Source organism: Haloarcula onubensis (genome assembly GCF_031624605.1).
In the GTDB taxonomy this organism is placed as follows: Archaea; Halobacteriota; Halobacteria; order Halobacteriales; family Haloarculaceae; genus Haloarcula; species Haloarcula onubensis.
In genome coordinates this window covers 489,772-504,142 of the sequence record NZ_JAMQOS010000001.1, presented here as the reverse complement: position 1 = coordinate 504,142, position 14,371 = coordinate 489,772, and the positions used below count along the sequence as shown (strand labels likewise).

15 protein-coding genes are annotated in these 14,371 nt (G+C 70.9%); 6 read left to right on the top strand and 9 right to left on the bottom strand.

What is annotated here, in order from left to right; genetic code table 11:
- From NDI86_RS02585 to NDI86_RS02570, 4 genes are all read right to left on the bottom strand, one after another.
- The gene (locus NDI86_RS02585) at nucleotides 1-1,416 is read right to left on the bottom strand and encodes a sulfatase family protein (RefSeq protein ID WP_310898830.1); all 1,416 of its coding nucleotides are present in this window, start codon (nucleotides 1,414-1,416) and stop codon (nucleotides 1-3) included.
- A 214-nt stretch (nucleotides 1,417-1,630) separates the two neighbouring features.
- Nucleotides 1,631-2,533 carry a diacylglycerol/lipid kinase family protein gene (locus NDI86_RS02580; protein WP_310898829.1) on the bottom strand — a complete coding sequence of 301 codons (903 nt, stop codon included), beginning with the start codon at nucleotides 2,531-2,533 and terminating at the stop codon, nucleotides 1,631-1,633.
- Between the two features lie 60 nt (nucleotides 2,534-2,593).
- Complete coding sequence (locus NDI86_RS02575; protein ID WP_310898828.1) at nucleotides 2,594-3,070, bottom strand: reverse transcriptase-like protein; 477 nt, start codon at nucleotides 3,068-3,070, stop codon at nucleotides 2,594-2,596.
- A 36-nt stretch (nucleotides 3,071-3,106) separates the two neighbouring features.
- Nucleotides 3,107-3,433 carry a hypothetical protein gene (locus NDI86_RS02570; RefSeq protein WP_310898827.1) on the bottom strand — a complete coding sequence of 109 codons (327 nt, stop codon included), beginning with the start codon at nucleotides 3,431-3,433 and terminating at the stop codon, nucleotides 3,107-3,109.
- A gap of 200 nt (nucleotides 3,434-3,633) precedes the next feature.
- Between NDI86_RS02570 and NDI86_RS02565 the strand changes: the two genes are divergently transcribed.
- Nucleotides 3,634-4,656 carry an AI-2E family transporter gene (locus NDI86_RS02565; RefSeq protein ID WP_310898826.1) on the top strand — a complete coding sequence of 341 codons (1,023 nt, stop codon included), beginning with the start codon at nucleotides 3,634-3,636 and terminating at the stop codon, nucleotides 4,654-4,656.
- Nucleotide 4,657: 1 nt separating this feature from the next.
- On the opposite strand, the gene NDI86_RS02560 is transcribed toward NDI86_RS02565, so the two are convergent.
- From NDI86_RS02560 to NDI86_RS02550, 3 genes are all read right to left on the bottom strand, one after another.
- The gene (locus tag NDI86_RS02560) at nucleotides 4,658-5,203 is read right to left on the bottom strand and encodes a PAS domain-containing protein (protein ID WP_310898825.1); all 546 of its coding nucleotides are present in this window, start codon (nucleotides 5,201-5,203) and stop codon (nucleotides 4,658-4,660) included.
- A gap of 72 nt (nucleotides 5,204-5,275) precedes the next feature.
- Nucleotides 5,276-6,436 carry an AI-2E family transporter gene (locus NDI86_RS02555; protein ID WP_310898824.1) on the bottom strand — a complete coding sequence of 387 codons (1,161 nt, stop codon included), beginning with the start codon at nucleotides 6,434-6,436 and terminating at the stop codon, nucleotides 5,276-5,278.
- A 73-nt stretch (nucleotides 6,437-6,509) separates the two neighbouring features.
- Nucleotides 6,510-7,136, bottom strand: a complete 627-nt coding sequence (locus tag NDI86_RS02550; RefSeq protein ID WP_310898823.1) for a TMEM175 family protein — start codon at nucleotides 7,134-7,136, stop codon at nucleotides 6,510-6,512.
- A gap of 107 nt (nucleotides 7,137-7,243) precedes the next feature.
- Here NDI86_RS02550 and NDI86_RS02545 point away from each other — a divergent pair, with 107 nt between their 5' ends.
- A complete protein-coding gene (locus NDI86_RS02545) occupies nucleotides 7,244-8,479 on the top strand; it encodes a PQQ-binding-like beta-propeller repeat protein (protein ID WP_310898822.1) in 1,236 nt (411 codons plus the stop codon).
- 9 nt (nucleotides 8,480-8,488) lie between these two features.
- Here the strand turns inward: NDI86_RS02545 and NDI86_RS02540 are convergent, their stop codons facing one another.
- Nucleotides 8,489-8,911 (bottom strand): universal stress protein, encoded by a 423-nt coding sequence (locus tag NDI86_RS02540; protein ID WP_310898821.1) that lies wholly within the window; start codon nucleotides 8,909-8,911, stop codon nucleotides 8,489-8,491.
- Between the two features lie 217 nt (nucleotides 8,912-9,128).
- Here NDI86_RS02540 and NDI86_RS02535 point away from each other — a divergent pair, with 217 nt between their 5' ends.
- Nucleotides 9,129-9,551, top strand: a complete 423-nt coding sequence (locus tag NDI86_RS02535) for a DUF2267 domain-containing protein (RefSeq protein WP_310898820.1) — start codon at nucleotides 9,129-9,131, stop codon at nucleotides 9,549-9,551.
- Between the two features lie 41 nt (nucleotides 9,552-9,592).
- Here the strand turns inward: NDI86_RS02535 and NDI86_RS02530 are convergent, their stop codons facing one another.
- Nucleotides 9,593-10,705, bottom strand: a complete 1,113-nt coding sequence (locus NDI86_RS02530; protein WP_310898819.1) for an outer membrane protein assembly factor BamB family protein — start codon at nucleotides 10,703-10,705, stop codon at nucleotides 9,593-9,595.
- 190 nt (nucleotides 10,706-10,895) lie between these two features.
- On the opposite strand from NDI86_RS02530, the gene NDI86_RS02525 reads away from it, so the two are divergent.
- The 3 genes from NDI86_RS02525 to NDI86_RS02515 all read left to right on the top strand — a co-directional run bounded on the left by NDI86_RS02525 (nucleotide 10,896) and on the right by NDI86_RS02515 (nucleotide 14,371).
- Nucleotides 10,896-11,921 (top strand): NADP-dependent oxidoreductase, encoded by a 1,026-nt coding sequence (locus NDI86_RS02525; RefSeq protein WP_310898818.1) that lies wholly within the window; start codon nucleotides 10,896-10,898, stop codon nucleotides 11,919-11,921.
- Between the two features lie 438 nt (nucleotides 11,922-12,359).
- Entirely contained in the window at nucleotides 12,360-13,568 is a 1,209-nt protein-coding gene (locus tag NDI86_RS02520; protein WP_310898817.1) for an outer membrane protein assembly factor BamB family protein, read from the top strand.
- Nucleotides 13,565-14,371 (top strand): hypothetical protein, encoded by an 807-nt coding sequence (locus tag NDI86_RS02515; protein ID WP_310898816.1) that lies wholly within the window; start codon nucleotides 13,565-13,567, stop codon nucleotides 14,369-14,371. Before NDI86_RS02520 ends, NDI86_RS02515 begins: the two co-directional genes overlap by 4 nt.

Genomic DNA, 14,371 nt, shown 5'->3' with positions numbered 1-14,371 from the left:
CTATTTATAGCCGAGCGCCTTTAACCGTGCGGTTATTTCCTCGGATTCGTCGCCGGAATCGCCGCGTTGCCCGTCTTCAGGCGCCGAGTCCAGCCGGTCGACGTGGTCGGCGACGGCTCCCGACAGCCGGTCCAGCACCGGTGGCGGTGCCTCGCCGTCGGTGGCGTCGGCACAGAGGTCACGGCGCTCCTCGGGGTCGCTGTGGCGGTCGTACAGCTCGCGGTGGCCCGATTCGGTGTGTTCGATGTACGTCCAGCGGGCGTCGCGGGCGCTGACGAGCAGTTCGCCGTCGTCGCGGTGACGGGGAATCGGCTGGGTGGTGACGCTGTCGCCCCGCACCGCGACCGAGACGACGGGGCCGCGGTCGTCGAGTTCCTCGCCCTCGAGGGCAGGGGCGACGCTGTGGCCCGCCCACGCGTCGGCCGACTCGACGCCCAGCAGGTCACACACCGTCGGCGGAATCACGTCCAGGCCGACGGGCTGGGTGACCGACCCGGACTCGCCGTCGGGGAGGGTGACGAGCAGTGGCACGTCGATGAGTTCGCGGTAGAGCTTGGGGTAGTGAGAGAGGTGGCCGTGGTCCAGGAACTCCTCGCCGTGGTCGCCCGCGACGACGACGGCAGTCTCGTCGGCGACGCCCTCCCGCTCCAGGGTGTCGAGCAGGCGGCCGACGCTTTCGTCGACCTGCCTGACGGTGCCGTCGTACAGCGTCCGGAGCGTCCCGAGGGTCCGCTCGTCGACGTCCCACCCCATCCCCGTCCGGAAGTGCGACCCCAGCATCCGTAACAGGCCGAAGTTGGTGTCGGAGACCTCCCGGAGGTGCCGGGGCGCCGGGACGTAGGGGGTGTGGGTGTCCATGTAGTGGACCCACAGGAAGAAGCCGTCGTCGGTCGTCTCCAGGAACTCGGTCGCGTGGTCCTCTAGCTCGCCCATCCGGGAGGCGTCGGCGACCGGGCGGTCGTCGTCGCCGCCGCCCAGCACGCCCGCAGCCCGGCGGAACGGCGAGGTGCCAAGCTGGACCCACCCCTGGATGGTCGGATGCCTGGCGAGGAAGCCGCTGCCGTCGACGAACGGCTCGAACGCGTCGAACCCGCGGTCGTACCCCCAGTGGTCGGTCAGGAAGCCGTTGGCGGCGTTGAACCCCCCCGTCCCCAGACCGGCCTCGGAGAGCCGCTCGGCCAGCGTCGGCGTCGAGGCCACGCCGATGTCCGGACCCTCGTCGAAGACCGGGCGGGAGCCGTGGACGCTGGGAAAGGAGAAGGGCGTCCAGTTGCCCTGGGCCATGGCGTTCTCGAAGGTGACCCCCTCGGCGGCGAGGTCGTCGAGCACCGGGGAGACGCTGTCCTCGCCGCCCAGCGCGTCCTGGCGCAGCGAGTCGATAGTGACGAGGACGACGTTGTCCACCGCGGCCGGCAACTAGCTCACCTCCGCCGGCGGCCGGACGGACCGGAGAGCGGGGCGGACCAGGGCCGTCCGCCGCGCGAGACAGCGCGAATCGTTCATACCCGTCTACATTGGACACGCGATACTGAAGGTTCTGGTTGCGCCGGCGTCGACCGACTGTAATAAAGTCCGCTGTGGCCGATAGAACTGGACAGCGGCCGTCTCGGTGCCGACCGCGCGGTCGCCCTCACCGCGGGTCCGGGTCGTAGCTCGGGCCGACCCTGAGGTCGAGCGTGCGTTCCCGTACGCGGATGTCGAGTTGCTCGTGTTCGGCGACCTCGCCGTCCCGGCTGAACCGCACCGGCTCGCCGTGGCCGTCGACGGACAGCGCCCTCGCGCGGACGTGCGTGACACCCTCGGTGTCGGTCGCCAGCAGCCGGTGGCCGACGGCCTCGGCGACGAGGTTGCCGGTCGGCATCTGCTCGACGATAGCAACGTCGAGCAACCCGTCTTCCATGTCGGCCTGGCCGCCCCGTGCGACGAACTTCCGGGCGTTGCCGACGAGCAGGCACGTGGCCGACCCGGACCAGGTGACGGGGCCGTCCTCGCCGACGACCTCCAGTGAGATGTCCAGCCCGTCGAACTCGATGGCTTCCTGGGCGCCGGTGACCAGGAACGCCAGCGTCCCGAAGCGGCCCTTCAGGTCGCTTGAGGCCGCCAGGCTGGCCTCGGCGGGGAGGCCGGCGATACAGGAGACGAGAAACGGCTCCGCGCCCGCAAAGCCCACGTCGATGGTCCGCACCTCGCCGGTGTCGGCCACCTCGACGCCCTGCCGGCGGTCGCCGACGCCGATGGTGCCCGCCAGCAGGTTCGCGGTCCCGACGGGCACCACCGACAGGGTGACCTCGTCTAAGTGGTCGGCCCGGGCCAGCCCCCGGACCACTTCGTTGACCGTCCCGTCGCCGCCCGCGACGGCGACCTCGGCGGCGCCCGCCTCGCCGGCCGCCCGGCCCAGTTCGAGCGCGTCGCCCGGTCCCTCGGTCCGGGAGACGGCGAATCCGCGGGCCGAGAGCAGTCGCTCGACGGAGGCGGCGTGGTCCCCGTCGCCGCTCACGGGGTTCAGGACGGCGCGGCGCGAGCCAACGTGCATACCGACACGGAGCAGCGTCGCGTACTTAGGGGGCGGGATTCACCACCGGCGAGGCGGAACTCATCGATGCCCCGCACGCGCGAGTCCGTGTGCTCGCTCGTTCTCCCGGCGGTCGACGACGCGGTACGTGACGACCGGAATCCCGTCGACTGCGTCGCGGATGGCCCGGACCCGACGCCGACAGAGTCGGTCGCCCGGCGTCGCCGGGTGGTCGGGGTCGACCGCACGAATCACGGCGTCGGCGTCGCCGTGGACGTGCAGCGAAGCGACCCGTTCGTCGGTCGCCGCGACCGCCCGCACCGCCTCGAGCAGCGCCCGGTACTCCAGGTGAGCGCTGGAGACGAACGCGTCGACCGCCATCGACCGTTCGACGTGGGTGGTCGCGCCGCTCTCGACGAGAAAGCCGACGGCGGCCGACGTCGGAGTCGCGTTGTCGGGCCCGTACAGGACGCTCGCGTCGAAGTACAGCAACAGCGACGGAGCGAACGCGGTGTGTGACCGCCGCGCGTCGCTCTCGTCGCCGTGGGGACCCGCCATAGGTTACACTGGGCCGAGCGGGGCAAAACGCCGTCGCTACTCGTCGAGGCGGGGGCCGGGCCGCCACGTGTTACCGTCGAGGACGACCAGGTCGTAGCGTTCGAGCACCTGCAGGGCGTCGACGACGGCGCCCGGGTCGAACTCGGCGGCGGTGTCGGCGGGCAGCGCCTCGGCGATGACGCTTCGGGTCCCACCGTCGATGCCGACGACCGTCTCTAAGAGCACTTCGAGGTCGGCGACGACCGGGACGAGCGAGTCGCGGCCCGCCTCGGCCGGCTGGAGCTTCTCCAGCACGTCGTCGTACGGTCCCGAGAGCTCCATCGACACCGTCACGTCGTCACTACTGTCGGTTCCGTCGCTCATTGCCACAGCCCACTCCGTACGGACGGATATAACTTTGTCTCTCCACCGGGTCACCCACCTCGTCGCTCGGCGCGTGGCCTAGTCACGGATTTCCCCGCGGTACGGTCGCCCAACGGCGAGCTAGCGGGTGATAACAAAACCCGTCCCCGGAAAGAGAGCAGACAGATGGTCGAACAGGCGGTCCCCGGCGAACCCGGCCGATGAGCGGCGCCGACGGGGGCGCGACCTTCCTCCGATTGCTGCTTCTCGTCGTCGGAGCGGTGGCGCTGGCCCTCGTCGCGCCGTTCCTCCAGGCGCTGCTGTCGGCCGGGCTGGTCGCGTATCTCGTCGCGCCGGTGAACCGCCGCCTCGCGACGCGGCTGGGGCCGACGGTCGGCACCACCGTCACGATACTCGCGACGGTGGTCGTGGCGGTCGTGCCGCTGGCCCTCGTCGTCGGCGTCGCCGCCGAGCAGGCGCTGGCCGTGGCGCGGACGGCCTCGCTCCCCGACGCGGCGGCGGTCCAGGCGGGGCTCCGGCCGTGGCTCGCGCCGATGCCCGAGCTAGACGGGTTCACCGGCCCGCTGGTCGACGCTCTCCGGATGGGGTTTCGCGGCCTCCTCGGCGGCGTCCTGGGCGTGCTCGGTGGTATCCCGGGGTTTCTCGTGGGGACCGTCGTCTTCCTGTTCGCGCTGTTTTACCTGCTCCGGGACGGCGAGCGGCTCCTGGGCTGGCTCCGGCGGGCCGCACCGCTGGACCCGGCGACGGCGGACCGACTGGTCGAGCGCACGGACGCGCTGCTGTGGGCGGCGGTCGTCGGCAACGTCGCCGTGGCCGGCGTGCAGGCGGTGTTGACGGCCGTCGGCTTCGTCGCCCTGGGCATCGAGAACGTCGTCTTCTGGGGCCTGGCGACGTTTCTCCTGTCGTTGCTACCGATAATCGGCGCCTCCATCGTCTGGCTCCCGGCGGTGGGCTACCTCCTCCTCGTGGGTCGGGTCCCGGCCGCCGCCGTCCTCCTGGTGTATGGCTCGGTCGTCGTCAGCGGCTCGGACAACCTCGTCAGGCCGCTCGTGATGCAGCGGGGCACCGACCTCAACGCCGCCGTGCTCGTGCTTGGCATCTTCGGCGGCGTCTCGCTCTTTGGCTTCGTCGGGCTGTTCGTCGGGCCGGTGATACTGGGGCTGGCGAAGTCGCTCGTCGACGTGCTCGCCGGGATACCCGACGAGCGCCACGGCCACCGGTGAGCTACCCGTCGACACGCTCCTGTAGCCCGACCCAGTTCGCGAGCATCCCGTCCTCGTCCCGGGTCGGCACGAGCGAGACGCGGTTGCGAAAGCGACTGCCGTCGGCGCGGTAGTTCCACAGCGCCACGGTCACCGGCTCCCAGATTGCGACGGCTTCGGACAGCGCGTCGACGGTGTCGGGCTCGGTGTCGGGCCCCTGGAGCAGGCGGAGATTCTCGCCGCGGACCGCCGACAGCGAGTAGCCCGTCAGCGCCCGAAAGGTCCGGTTGACGTAGACGACGGGGTTGTCCTGGTACACCGGGCCCGCGAGCGTGATACCCAGTGGGGCGTCGTCGAGCACCCACACCCGCCGGAGCAGGGCCCGCTCGTGGGCCGACAGCGACGCCACCGCGCTCTGTGGGAGGTCGACGAGCGTCGGGAGGTCGCCCTCGGCCCGGCCGACCCGGTCCGGGTCGCCGTCGTGGGCCGCCAGAAACGACCGGGCAGCGGACGGGAACGCCGACTCCTCACACGTTAGCAGCTCCCGGAGCGACGCTCTGGTGGACATCTGTACCGGGCTACGGAGTCGCCGAAAAAGTCGCTGTCGACTGCGCCGGTCGCGTCACCCGGACCGCGGCGTTCAGTCCGACGGCGTCTCGCCGCCGCGGTCGGCGGTGTCGGTCCCCTCGACCGGTGGCTCCGCGGCCTCTTCGACCGCGGTCTCGTCGGCGCCGCCAGGGGCGACACCGGAGAGCCGGGGGAGGATGTCGGTGATGAACTCGACTGTCACCACCATCACCAGCGGCCCCATGAAGATGCCGTACCAGCCAAAGAGGGCGGGGCCGAGCAGATAGGCGAACATCACGAGGGCCATGTGGTAGGCCTTCCCGGAGAGGTAGGGGCGGACGTAGGTCCGGATGACGTTGTCGAAGACGAGCACCATCACGGCGAAGAACGCGACCGGGACCCACAGCAGCGTCGCGTCGACGGCAAGCGCCTGCACCGCGAGCAAGGCGACGATAAAGGCGTAGACGATGGAGCGTCCGAGCAGCGGGATGAGCGTGAAGATGCCGGTGACGACGGCGAGCAACACCGCCTGTGGAATCGTCAGGTCCCCCGGCGCCACCGCGTTGAAGACGGTGTAGATTATCGCCGCGAGGACGATGACGACGAAGATGGTCAGCGTGTAGCCGAAGTACACCGAGGTGAGCCCGTCGTCCACCCGGCGGAGGTACTCGACGGCCAGCGAGTCGGCGCCGAGGACGTTCGCCCGGAACCAGTCGGCCAGCGCGTCGCCGCTGGTCAGGAGGAAGAAGGCGAAGATGAGCGCCAGGAAGACGTTAAACAGCGTCGCGCCCGCCGCACCGACGGCGACCCCGAACTGGCCCAGCGCCGTCGAGACCGTCGGGTCCTGCACCAGAACGACGGCGACCTGGACCGGGTCGGTCGGGAGGGTCTGGGTCGGGAGTGGGAGTCTGGCGAGCAGTTGCTGGGCGGGCTGGCCGCCGAGCAACTGGAGCGCCTGTCCCACGGCGACCGAGAGGAACGCGGCGATAAAGAGAACGATGGGGACGATGATAAAGGCGAGCGTGATTCCGGCGGCGAGCGTCGGGGAGCCCACGCGGGACTGGACCCGTCGGGCTATCGGACGGGCGACGTAGTACGTAAAGAGGCCGAAGACGAGCCAGCCGAGATAGCTGACCCCGACCCAGGCGAGCACACCCAGCACGGCGATACCGACGAGCCACCACGCGACCCCCGGGTCACGGAGCGAGTCTCGCACTGTCGATTCGTGGTCCATGGTACCGGTACGCGTTCTGAGTAGATATTAATTATTGCCCCATTGTCACTTTTGCTAGCCGCAAGAACGCGAGTCAGTCCGCGAGGCTGGCCACGAGTCGCGACTGTAACGCGGCGTTTATCGGGAGCAACAGGAACCAGGTCGCCATCCCCACGATTGGCAGGTACCAGCCGACGACGGCCGCGAGCGCGAACACCGCCGGCGAGGCCAGAAAGCGGGCCGCCTGTATCTGGACGGTCCGGGACCGGAGGCCGGCGTCGAGGACCTCGCTCCAGTCGGCGTACGTCCAGAGGGCGGCGAGCGAGAGGCCCGTCAGCGCCAGGACGACCGAGAGAAAGGGCGTGCCAAAGCGGCCCGGGTACGTCGTGAACAGACTCGTCGCGTAGGGGACGAACGCGACCAGCAACAGAAAACAGAGGTTCAGGTAGACCACCCCGCGGTCGTGGCGCTCGATGTGGACGAACGTCCGCCGGTGGAGCACCCAGTAGAACCCGACGACCAGAAAACTCAGGACGAACCCGAGAAACTCCGGCCACTGCTCGGCTATCGCGGCCGGCAACAGGGCGAGTTGCTCGTCGCGGGGGACCGACGGGACGGTCAGGTCGAGCACGAGCAGCGTGATGACGATGGCGATGACGCCGTCGCTCAGCGCGAGGAGTCGGTCGGTCTCGTCTGCCTCCCGCCGAATCGGGTACGACATGGCCGACCCAGGCGCGCCGACAGTTTTGGTAGGTGTCGCCTACCGCATCGCGTGTCGAGTCGTGAACAGGTCGAAGTGCTTTTATTTATAGACGTGGCTGTCGAAACATGGACAGCCGACGACGCTCGTATCTCGCAGCCGCGGGCAGCGTCGTGACCGGGATACTCGCGGGGTGTCCCGGGTTTCTGCGCCCCAGTGACGGGCCCAGCGGCCGGAACAGGACTGGGACGGGGGTGGACGGTGCGAGCCTCCAGCTTCCCGAGACTGTCGAGAACGCCTACCCGCAGTACCAGTACGACGCCGCGAACACGGGGACCGTACCGGACGTGTCCGGGCCGACGGGGGCCGTCACGTCGCTGTTCGAGTTCGGGCGGGCGGGATTCACGCCCAGCCACCGGATGGGGTCGCCGTCGCTGCGTGACGGCCGGCTCTACCTGACCGAGGGGCGCATCGACGGGGCCGGTGACGGGGAGACGTTCGTCTACGCCCTCGACGCCGTCGACGGCTCCCGGCAGTGGGCGACGATGTACCGCGGGACCAACGCCGCCGGCCCGACCGCCGTGACCGACGACCTCGTCCTGGCGACCGTCGGCGAGGAACTGGTCGGGCTGGCCGCCACGACCGGCGTCGAGCAGTGGTCGTTCGACCGGGGGGTCCAGTCGGGAATCACCGTCGACGGCGACACGGTCTACGTCGTCGGCAGGGCGGACGGGAGCGCCACCCTGTACTCGCTCTCGGCCGCCGACGGCTCGCTCGACTGGCAGACGCCGGTCGACGCCGACACCGCCCCGGTGACGCCCGCCGTCGCCGACGGCACCGTCTACACGGGCGGGAACACGCTCCAGGCGTTCGACGCGGCCACCGGCGAGACGGAGTGGACCGCCGACTGCATCGTGACAGCCCCGGCGACGGTCACCGGAGAGCGAGTGGTCGTCGGCTCCGGGACCGCCGTCCGCGTGTTCGACCGTGCCGACGGGACAGAACAGTGGAGCAACGGGGTCGAGACGTACGGCAACCAGGAGTCGCCGGCGGTCACCAACCCCCCGGCGGTGACCGACGACACCATCTACGCCGTCGCCGACCGGGGGCTGACGGCGCTGAGTCTCACCGGCAGCCAGCACCGCTACACCGTCGAGATAGGTATCGACGGGACGCCCGTCGTCGCCGACGGCTTCATCTACCTGTTTGGCCGCGGGCAACTGACCTGTCGGGCCGCCGCCGACGGGCGCACCGAGTGGACCTACGGGACGCGCCAGCGGACCAGTCCCGGGGGTGCCGCGCCGGTCGTCGGCGACAACGTGGCGTTCTTCCCCGCCGAGCGGCTGTACGCCATCGCGGGATAGAGACCGGGGTCAGACCGGGACGACGGGGACGGGTGCCTCTCGGAGCACTCGGTTCGTGACCGAGCCCAGGTGGGGCGGTTCGACACCCGCCGCGCCGCGTTTGCCCATGACGATGACGTCGATGTCCTCCTGTTCCGCGTAGCGACAGATGGTGTCGTGGGGGACGCCGCGCCGGACCGAGACGGTGGCGTCGATGCCGCGTTCGGTCGCCTCCTCGACGATGTCCTCGGTCATCTCCTCGGCCTGGTCGCCGAGGTCGTCGAGGAACGCCTCGTAGCTGCTGAATGCCGGCGTCGTCCCGTAGACCGACTCGTCGACGACGAAGAGGAGGTGGAGCGTCGCGTCACTCGCCGCCGCGAGGTCCATCCCGTACTCGACGCCCCGGTCCGCGTGGTCGCTCCCGTCGGTCGGCACTAACACGTTGTCGTACATGGCCGAGAATTGGTAGCGAATCGACAAAAGTACCGTCTCAGTTCCGGCAGATAGGGGCGGATTAGCCGCGTCTGCGCCGCGATTCGCCCGGCTTATCGGCGGTCAGAAACGGAAGATAGCGGTCGAAAATCCGCCGCTCGGAATCGGAGACGGCGGCGCGTGAGCCAGACGGCGACGGCGGCCGAAGCTATATTACAATTCTCCAACAATTTCGGGCATGAACTTCGACGAGTTCACCGGAACGGCACAGCACAGACTCGAACTCGCCGGGACCGGCGAGACGCTTCGAGCGATTCGGGCGGCGCTGTTGCCGCTGGGCGAGCGACTCCCGTCCGGCCACGCCGCGGACCTGGCCGCCTCCCTGCCCATCGAGATCAAGTGGTACATGACCGGCGGCGTCCACGAGCACGGCCAGCGGTTCGACTGGCCGGAGTATCTCACCCGCGTCAGCGACATCGAGGGGACAGACCGCGCCGACGCCGCCTACCACGCCCGCGTCGTCATCGACCTCGTCTCCGAAGTGGTCCCGCCGTCCGACTTCCAGCAGCTCCGTGACGAACTCCCCGGGAGCGAGGGGGCCGAGAACTGGGGCAACCTGTTCGAGGTCGTCGACGCCGGCGGCTGGCACGAACACGACTAGCACGGAACCGACATCGCGAACGGGGCGTCGCTGTTGAGCGGTCAGTCTGTCCGCAACGCGAACAGCGCGGTCTTCGCGTCGACGTACACCGTCCCGTCGGCTACGACGGGCGTGCCGACGGCCGGGAACGACCAGCGCTCGCTCCCGTCGGCGCCGTCGACTGCGTGGACGCGGTCCGTGTCGCCGGCCCCGACGTAGACGGTCCCGTCCGCGACCACCGGCGGCGTCCACATCGCCTCGGCGGCGTCGAACCGCCACTCGACGCGCCCGTCGGCCGCGTTCAGCGCGACCAGCGGGCCGCCGAGCGACGTCACGTAGACCCGCCCGTCGGCGACTGCCGGCCGCTCGGTGGCGGACACGTCCTCGGTGACCCAGCGCTCGGTCCCGTCGGCCGCCGACAGGGCGTGGACGTCGCTCCCACGCCCAACGTAGACGGTGCCACCGGTCACCGTCGGGCCCGAACTCAGCCCCCCGCGGCTGCGCCGTGTCCAGCGCTCGGTCCCGTCGGCCGCCGACAGCGCGGACAGCGTCTCGTCGCTCCCGACGTAGACGGTCCCGTCCGCAACCGCTGGCGGGCCGGTGAGCGCGATATCGCGGCCGGTGTCGAAACGCCAGCGCTCCGCCCCGTCCGAGCGGTCAAGCGCGAGCAGCGTCCGCCCGCTCGCGACGTAGACGGTGTCGTCGGAGACGACGGGCGCGAGGGCGACCTGCCCGCCGGTCTCGACGCCCCAGCGCTCGGCGCCCCCGGGGTCGAGGGCCAACAGCGTCCCGTTCCGGGCCGCGACGTAGACGGTGTCGCCAGCTACGGTCGGCGCCGCGAGGACGGAGCCCTCGCGACCGAGACCCGTGTCGACCGTCCACCGCTCGCTCCCGTCGGCCGTCGCCAGCGCGTGGACGACGCCCTCGGGGTCGCCGACGTAGACCCGTCCGTCGCCGACGCCCGGCGGCGCCCCGTAGCGCTCCTCGGTGACCCAGCGGACCCGCGGCGAGGCGGCGTACTCCAGCCAGTTCGGGACCGCGTCGTCGTCCTCGCGACCGGCGACAAGCAGCGCCGCGAGCGGCGTCGCGGCTACCGGCAGCGCCAGTAGCTTCAGCAAGCCGCGCCGGTCGACGACGCGGTCGCTACCACGCCGGCGGCCGTCGGGTTCCGACATCGGCTATCGACCACTGTATCGACAGTCGGCAGTATAATTCTCTCGGTTCGCCGTTGTATGAACGTAGTTACGGCAGCGAAGAGCCGCTGTGGCGGCTCACTGACGGGAGCGCCCCGAGACGGCGGCGCGACGCCGGCGGCCGGCGCCGACGAGTCCCAACGTTGACCCCTCGCGAACCCGACCTCCCAGTGTGACCGACGACCAGACCAGACAGTGGCGACTCGCGAGCCGCCCGACCGGCGAACCGACCGAGGAGAACTTCGAACTGGTGACCGTCGACCGACCCGAGCCCGGCCCCGGAGAGGTGCTGGTCCGGACGCTGTATCTCTCCGTTGACCCGTACATGCGCGGGCGGATGCGCGACGCCGAGTCCTACGCCGAACCGTGGGGGCTGGACGAGCCGATGCAGGCCGGCGTCGTCGGCGAAGTCGTCGAGTCGAACCACGACGGCTTCGAGCCCGGCGACGTCGCCACCGGGAACCTGCTGTGGGCCGACCACGCCGTTGCCCACGGCGAGGAGCTTCGGCAGGTCGACCCCGACCTGGCGCCCGTCTCGACCGCGCTCGGCGTGCTCGGCATGCCCGGCATCACCGCCTACTTCGGGATGACCGACGTGGCCGACCCAGACCCCGGCGACACCGTGGTGGTCTCGGGGGCCGCCGGCGCCGTCGGCTCCGTCGCCGGGCAGGTCGCCTCGATGGCCGGCGCCCGCGTCGTCGGCGTCGCCGGCAGCGACGAGAAGTGTGACTGGCTCACCGAGGACCTGGGCTTCGACGCGGCGGTGAACTACAAGACGACCGACGACCTGGAAGCGGCGTTCGCCGAAACCTGTCCCGACGGCGTCGACCGCTACTTCGACAACGTCGGCGGCCCCGTCACCGACGCCGTCTGGGGGCAGCTGAACCGGGACGCCCGCGTCGCGGTCTGTGGCCAGATATCCCAGTACAACGCGACCGAACAGCCCACGGGACCCCGGAAGCTCGCCCAGCTCATCCAGACCCGCGCGACGGTCCGGGGCTTCCTCGTCGGCGACTACCAGGACCGCTGGGGCCACGCACTCGAACGGCTCGGCGGGTTCATCCAGGCCGGTGACCTGCGCTACGAGGAGAGCGTCGTCGAGGGGCTGGAGAACGCCCCCGACGCCTTCCTCGGGCTGTTCGAGGGCGAGAACATCGGCAAGCAGCTAGTGCAGGTCGGCGAGCGCAGCGAGGGCTGACGACCGCGAACTCACCGCCGAATTCGACGGCCGTCCCGCCGTCGCGTGGGGCGCGCCGGGGGACGGGGGGTCGATGCGGCGGCATCGACAGCGGAAACGTCGGCGTGACAGCCCGCACCCCCTTATCACGCCGTTCTGGGACATCTCGACGCACGGCCTCTACGCGGAGGTCCCCGCGGGCTACCTGCGCTACGTCGACCGGCGGTTCGCGCCGCTCGCAGTACTCGCCACAGGCATGGTCCTCACCCGGGCCGGCGCGCACACCCGGGCTCAGTCGGTAGCCGGGCTCCTGCTCGGTGTCGCTCTCCTCGCGCGTATCTGTGGTCCGACGGTGAACGGACCGCCGAACCGGCCCCGGTGTCGGGACGCCAGACTGTCAGCAGTCGCTTCCCGCACCGATATCAAAAACTATCATGCCGTCGGCGAACAGTACGGTCGATGCCCTCCAGACGTCAACTGCTCTACGCGGCCAGCGCCGGTCTCGTCGGTGCGAGCGCCGCCGCGGCCACGTCGAGCGGAGCCGATACCGACACGTCGGCCCCGTCCCCGTGGCCGATGTCCAGACACGACCCAGCCGGGACGGCACACACCACCGAAGCGGGACCGAAAGACGGCGTTTCACTCGCGTGGCGCCACGAGCGGACACCCTGGTTCAGCGGGACGAGCGAGCCGATACTGTGCGGTGGGACGCTCTACGTCGCCGGCGAGGGGCTACTCGCGCTCGACCCCGAGACGGGCGACCGCCGCTTTGGCGCTCCCGGCCCCTACGACGCCAGCCCGGCCCGGGCGCGGGCGTCGGTGTACAACTCCGACACCCTCGCCGTCCTGTCGGGGTCGGAGATTACGGGACTCAACAGCACTGGCGGTCTCCGGCTCCCCGTCGTGGGTGCGGTCGGCACCGAGCGCTGGACCGCCCCGACCCCCGACCATCGTGACCCGTTCGCCTCGATGTCCGGCGAGCGACCGACGCCGGTCGCCGCGGGCGGCACCGTCGTCACGCCGACGCCCGACCGGGCGTCGCTACTCGCGCTCGACGCCGACGACGGCGAGGTCCGCTGGCAGCGCACGCCGACCGACGACGAGGCCAGCGTCTCCTTTACCCGCCCTGCGGTCCGAGAGGGCGTCGTCTACACGACGGCGTGGCCCTACCGGGTGGCCGCGTACGACCTCGCGAGCGGGACCCGTCAGTGGCACTGCGAACTGGACGAACAGATGCTGCTGGCTCCGGTCGCGACCGAGGACGGCCTCGTCGTGCTCTCCCGCGAGTCCGTCTGGTCGCTCGACCCCGCCGACGGCTCGACCCGGTGGCGCTACGGCCACGGCGGCAACGTGACCGAGAGCGCGCCCGCGGTCGCGGACGGGCTAGTGGTCGCCCCGACCGAGGACGGCACGCTCGACGCCGTCGACCTCGCGACCGGCGAGCGGGCGTGGCGCGTCCCGTTCAGCGGGAACGGGGCGCCGGTCGTCGGCGACGGTGTCGTCTACGCCGTCCGGTCGTACTACGAACTCGTCGCCTTCGACGCCGACACCGGCCAGCGGCGGTTCACGTACGAACCCGAGCAGGTCCCGCTGTCGGCCCCGGTCGTCGCCGGGGGGCGACTCTACGCCGCGAACCGCCGAGCGATACTCGCACTGGAGGAAGCGTGAGCGTCGACGGCGCGGGTTCGACCGCCGGTGGGGCCCGCGAGCGACTGTCCCCGACCGGCGTGCTGCGGGCGGTGGGCCGCCGACTCCGCGCGGCGCCGGCGCGCTGTGTCCCGTTTACCGTCGCCGGAGTCGTCGTCGCGCTCGCCGACTGGCTCCGGCTGCGGGACCCGCTACCGGTCGCCCAGCCGGCGTGGGTCGGCGACACCGTCAGTGTGCAGTACGCCCTGTTCCCGAGCGGGACGGCGCGAACCAGCCGGCACCTCGGGGCGTTTCTCGACCTGCGGCTCCCGTATCTGGTCGGCGGGCTGACCCTCGAAGCAGTCGTGGCCCTCGCCGTCGGCACCGCCGGCTGGCTGACGATAACACGGTCGCTGTCCGCCGACCGGACCGCGGCGTCGTTCGGCCGGTACGTCGCCGGCCTGGGTGCGATGCTCGCGTTCGGGGGACTCCTGCCAGTTCGGGACGTGGAGCTAGCCAGTCTCCCGCTCGCGCTCCTGGCCGCCGCCGTCCTCGCTCTGGTCGCCGTGCGCCTGTTCTTGCTCCCCGGGCTGCTGGCGGCCGGCAGCGGCGTCACGACGGCCCTGGTTCGGAGCGTTCGGCTCTCGCGGGGGACGGGTGCGACGCTGTTCTGGCTGGTGCTCGTGTTCGGGCTAGTGTCGTGGGCGCTGGCGATCGTGCCGGTCGTCGGCGGCTTCCTGAGTACGGCCGTCGTCGGCACGGTCCACGCCGTCGCGCTCGCCGTGGTACTCGGACATCTCGACGACGAGGCGGGGGCGAGCGGCGAGCGACCCGGGCGTCCCTGA

Coding starts and splice junctions, on each gene's coding strand:
- NDI86_RS02555 (WP_310898824.1), bottom strand. CDS start 6,436: ATGGACCACGAATCGACAGTGCGAGACTCGCTCCGTGACCCGGGGGTC.
- NDI86_RS02530 (WP_310898819.1), bottom strand. CDS start 10,705: ATGTCGGAACCCGACGGCCGCCGGCGTGGTAGCGACCGCGTCGTCGAC.
- NDI86_RS02550 (WP_310898823.1), bottom strand. CDS start 7,136: ATGTCGTACCCGATTCGGCGGGAGGCAGACGAGACCGACCGACTCCTC.
- NDI86_RS02545 (WP_310898822.1), top strand. CDS start 7,244: ATGGACAGCCGACGACGCTCGTATCTCGCAGCCGCGGGCAGCGTCGTG.
- NDI86_RS02560 (WP_310898825.1), bottom strand. CDS start 5,203: ATGTCCACCAGAGCGTCGCTCCGGGAGCTGCTAACGTGTGAGGAGTCG.
- NDI86_RS02540 (WP_310898821.1), bottom strand. CDS start 8,911: ATGTACGACAACGTGTTAGTGCCGACCGACGGGAGCGACCACGCGGAC.
- NDI86_RS02565 (WP_310898826.1), top strand. CDS start 3,634: ATGAGCGGCGCCGACGGGGGCGCGACCTTCCTCCGATTGCTGCTTCTC.
- NDI86_RS02580 (WP_310898829.1), bottom strand. CDS start 2,533: ATGCACGTTGGCTCGCGCCGCGCCGTCCTGAACCCCGTGAGCGGCGAC.
- NDI86_RS02570 (WP_310898827.1), bottom strand. CDS start 3,433: ATGAGCGACGGAACCGACAGTAGTGACGACGTGACGGTGTCGATGGAG.
- NDI86_RS02535 (WP_310898820.1), top strand. CDS start 9,129: ATGAACTTCGACGAGTTCACCGGAACGGCACAGCACAGACTCGAACTC.
- NDI86_RS02575 (WP_310898828.1), bottom strand. CDS start 3,070: ATGGCGGGTCCCCACGGCGACGAGAGCGACGCGCGGCGGTCACACACC.
- NDI86_RS02520 (WP_310898817.1), top strand. CDS start 12,360: ATGCCCTCCAGACGTCAACTGCTCTACGCGGCCAGCGCCGGTCTCGTC.